The organism is Mycobacterium sp., from assembly GCF_049673265.1.
Classification (GTDB): Bacteria; Actinomycetota; Actinomycetes; order Mycobacteriales; family Mycobacteriaceae; genus Mycobacterium.
In genome coordinates this window covers 1-3,197 of sequence record NZ_JBATXN010000254.1, presented here as the reverse complement: position 1 = coordinate 3,197, position 3,197 = coordinate 1, and the positions used below count along the sequence as shown (strand labels likewise).

4 protein-coding genes are annotated in these 3,197 nt (G+C 63.6%); 2 read left to right on the top strand and 2 right to left on the bottom strand.

Translation table 11 applies throughout. The features are described 5' to 3' along the window. Together WBF82_RS08930 and rocD are read left to right on the top strand one after the other, a co-directional pair. Positions 1-475, top strand: a 475-nt coding sequence (locus WBF82_RS08930; protein ID WP_424382691.1) for a dimethylarginine dimethylaminohydrolase family protein, incomplete at its 5' end; no start/stop codon positions are given. Beyond that, a complete protein-coding gene (gene rocD, locus WBF82_RS08925; RefSeq protein ID WP_424382690.1) occupies positions 448-1,716 on the top strand; it encodes an ornithine--oxo-acid transaminase in 1,269 nt (422 codons plus the stop codon). The genes WBF82_RS08930 and rocD, both read left to right, overlap by 28 nt. An 18-nt stretch (positions 1,717-1,734) precedes the next feature. Here the strand turns inward: rocD and phoU are convergent, their stop codons facing one another. Both phoU and WBF82_RS08915 read right to left on the bottom strand, forming a co-directional pair. Continuing rightward, entirely contained in the window at positions 1,735-2,400 is a 666-nt protein-coding gene (phoU, locus tag WBF82_RS08920) for a phosphate signaling complex protein PhoU (protein WP_424382689.1), read from the bottom strand. 132 nt (positions 2,401-2,532) lie between these two features. Beyond that, positions 2,533-3,197: SDR family mycofactocin-dependent oxidoreductase (locus WBF82_RS08915; RefSeq protein WP_424382688.1), on the bottom strand; the 665-nt coding region annotated here is incomplete at its 5' end.

Below are 3,197 nucleotides of genomic sequence, written 5' to 3'. Positions count from 1 at the left end.
GGTGCAGACTCAGCACGTCAACGAAGGTCAGGGCGACTTGCTGCCGGTAGGCGCAATGATCTTGGCGGGAACCGGTTTTCGTACCGATCCGCGGGCACACGCCGAGATCGCCACGATCTTTGACCGCCCGGTCGTCACCTTGGAGCTGGTCGATCCGCGCTTCTACCACCTCGACACGGCGTTGGCCGTGCTCGACGAAACCACGATCGCCTACTATCCGTCGGCCTTTGCCGAAAGTTCACGCGCACAGTTGGAAGCGCTTTTTCCCGATGCTCTGGTGGTAGACAGTGCCGACGCCTGCGTGTTCGGCCTAAACGCGGTATCGGATGGCCGCCACGTGGTGCACCCGGCGGCCGCAGTCGGATTCGCCGAGCAGCTCCGGCGAGCCGGTTTCGAGCCGATCGGTGTCGAGATGTCCGAGCTGCTCAAGGGCGGCGGGTCGGTCAAATGCTGCACACTGGAGGTGTATTCGTGACCCTACTGGACACCGCGACTACCAGCCCCGGCGCACTTACCGCGTCGGTGATCGCCCTCGACGAGCGCCACGCGGCGCACAACTACTCGCCGCTGCCGGTGGTTGCAGCGAGCGCCGAAGGAGCATGGATCACCGATGTCGAGAGGCGGCGCTACCTAGATTGCCTGGCTGCATATTCCGCGGTGAACTTCGGGCATTGCAACCCCGAAATCACAGCGACCGCGCACGCGCAGCTCGACCGCGTCACGTTGGTCAGCCGGGCATTTCACGCCGAGGCGCTCGGCCAGTTTTGTGCGGCATTGGCGGCACTGTGCGGTAAAGCCATGGTGTTGCCGATGAATAGCGGAGCCGAGGCGGTCGAAAGCGCTCTGAAAGTGGCACGCAAATGGGGCGCCGACGTCAAGGGTGTTCCGGCCGGACAGGCGAACATCATTGTGGCCGACAACAACTTTCATGGCCGGACCATCAGCATAGTCAGCTTCTCGTCCGACCAGACCGCGCGCAGCGGCTTCGGGCCGTTCACACCCGGCTTCCGCTCGGTGACATTCGGTGATGCTGACGCGCTGGCTGCAGCCATCGACAAGAACACCGTTGCGGTGCTACTGGAACCGATTCAAGGTGAGGCCGGTGTTATCGTTCCGCCGGGTGACTATCTGCCTGCGGTGCGGGAACTCTGTTGTGCCCACGGTGTGTTGATGATCGCTGATGAGATCCAGTCGGGCCTGGCGCGCACCGGCCGCACCTTTGCCTGCGACCACTGGGACGTGGTGCCCGATATCTACGTGCTCGGCAAAGCCTTGGGCGGTGGGGTGGTGCCGTTGTCCGCGGTGGTGGCCGATCGCGACGTGCTGGGCGTGCTGCATCCCGGCGAACATGGCTCGACGTTCGGTGGGAACCCGTTGGCAGCGGCAATCGGCAGCACCGTGGTGTCGATGCTGGCTCGCGGCGAATTCCAGGACCGCGCCGCACACCTCGGTGCGCATCTGAACCGGCGACTACGAACATTGATCGGTCATGGCGTGCTTGCGGTTCGCGGCCAAGGATTGTGGGCCGGCGTCGACATCGATCCGGCACTCGGCACCGCCAAGCAGCTCAGCCTGCGCCTGGCCCAGCGCGGTGTCCTGGTCAAAGACACACACGGCTCAACGTTGCGCTTCGCTCCCCCGCTGGTGATAACCGATGCGGAAATCGACTGGGCTGTTGACCGATTTGCCGACACGTTGGCCGAAATGGCAAGTTGAATAGTGTTGGCGTCAACGTTACGTCGACGCCAACTCACCCTCGGAGTACAGGCCGGTCGCCTGGAAGATGACCCGGCGCGCGAGTAGGACGGCATGGTCGGCGAAGCGTTCGTAATACCGGCCCAGCAGCGTCACGTCGACGGCCTTAGCTACTCCGTGCTTCCATTCGTGATCCATCAGCACGGTGAACAGGTGCCGGTGCAGGTCGTCCATCGCATCGTCTTCTCGGCGGATGCGGGCGGCCTTCCTCGGGTCGCGCGTCAACACCACCTCTTGCGCGTTGTTGCCTAGTTTGACTGCGATCCTGCCCATTTCGGCGAAATACCCGTTGACTTCTTCGGGTAGCGCATGCTGGGGATGCCGCCAGCGGGTGATCTCGGCGACGTGAAGGGCCAGCGCGGCCATCCTGTCGATGTCGACGACCATCTGCAGGGCGCTGACGATCGCCCGCAGATCGCTGGCGACCGGCGCGTGCAGGGGGGCCAGCAGCCCAAACGCGTTCGCCTCGGCGGCGGAGCTCATCGCGGCAATTTTGTCGTGGTGGCTGAGAACTTGTTCGGCCAACACCAAGTCCGCCTGCAGCAGGGCCTCGGTTGCGTGTTCCATCGCAACCCCGGCCAGCCCACACATCTCGCTGAGGTGTTCGGTTAACCTCGCGAGTTCCGCACGACAGGCGGTCCGCATGCCGTTCAAGATACGTTGTCAACCTTGACGATAGGACAAAGAGACATGTGAAATCACGTTGAATGTCGGCTAACGTTTCGATCTCGCCCACGAGACCCGCAGGCAGGGTGGCCCGGGTAGGACACTCGAAATTCAGTACTTCAACACACCCTTGTCGACCGGGATTTGGGCTCCGGTTAAAGTTCCGGAGCCGTCGCCGGCCAGCCATGCCACCACATCCGATACCTCGGCAGCGGCCATAAAGCCGTTGGGCTGTAGCGGCATTGGTCCAAAGCTGTGCACGTAATGGGGATGCTCGGCGAATACCTGCATCATCAGATCCGGTTCGATCATCGGTGTGTCGACCGAGTAGGGGTGGATGGAGTTGACCCGGATGCCGAGCTCGCCGAGCTCGATTGCGAGCGTGTTGGTGAGCGCGACCAGCCCGTGCTTGGTCGCCGAATAGTGGCCGTTGCCCGGGGTGGCCTTGAGTCCGGCCGAGGAACTGACCACGACGATAGAGCCGCCGTTACCGGCCTCGATCATCGCGGGTATTGCCGCCCGCAGGGTGCGCCAGGTGCCCGTCAGATTGACCCCGATGACGCTTTCCCACTGTTCGTCGGTGAGCTCCCAAATCCGTCCCCAGCTGAGCACCCCTGCGTTGGCGACCAGAACGTCGAGCCGGCCGAATTGCTCGACGCCGTCGCTGACCAGCTGGCGCACTGCGGCGTCGTCGCGAATGTCGACAGCACGCGCCAGCACCTTGCGGCCCTCGGCGTCCACAGCGCGGACGGTGTCGGCGAGATCTTCCGGCGTGG

Coding starts and splice junctions, on each gene's coding strand:
- rocD (WP_424382690.1), top strand. CDS start 448: ATGCTGCACACTGGAGGTGTATTCGTGACCCTACTGGACACCGCGACT.
- phoU (WP_424382689.1), bottom strand. CDS start 2,400: ATGCGGACCGCCTGTCGTGCGGAACTCGCGAGGTTAACCGAACACCTC.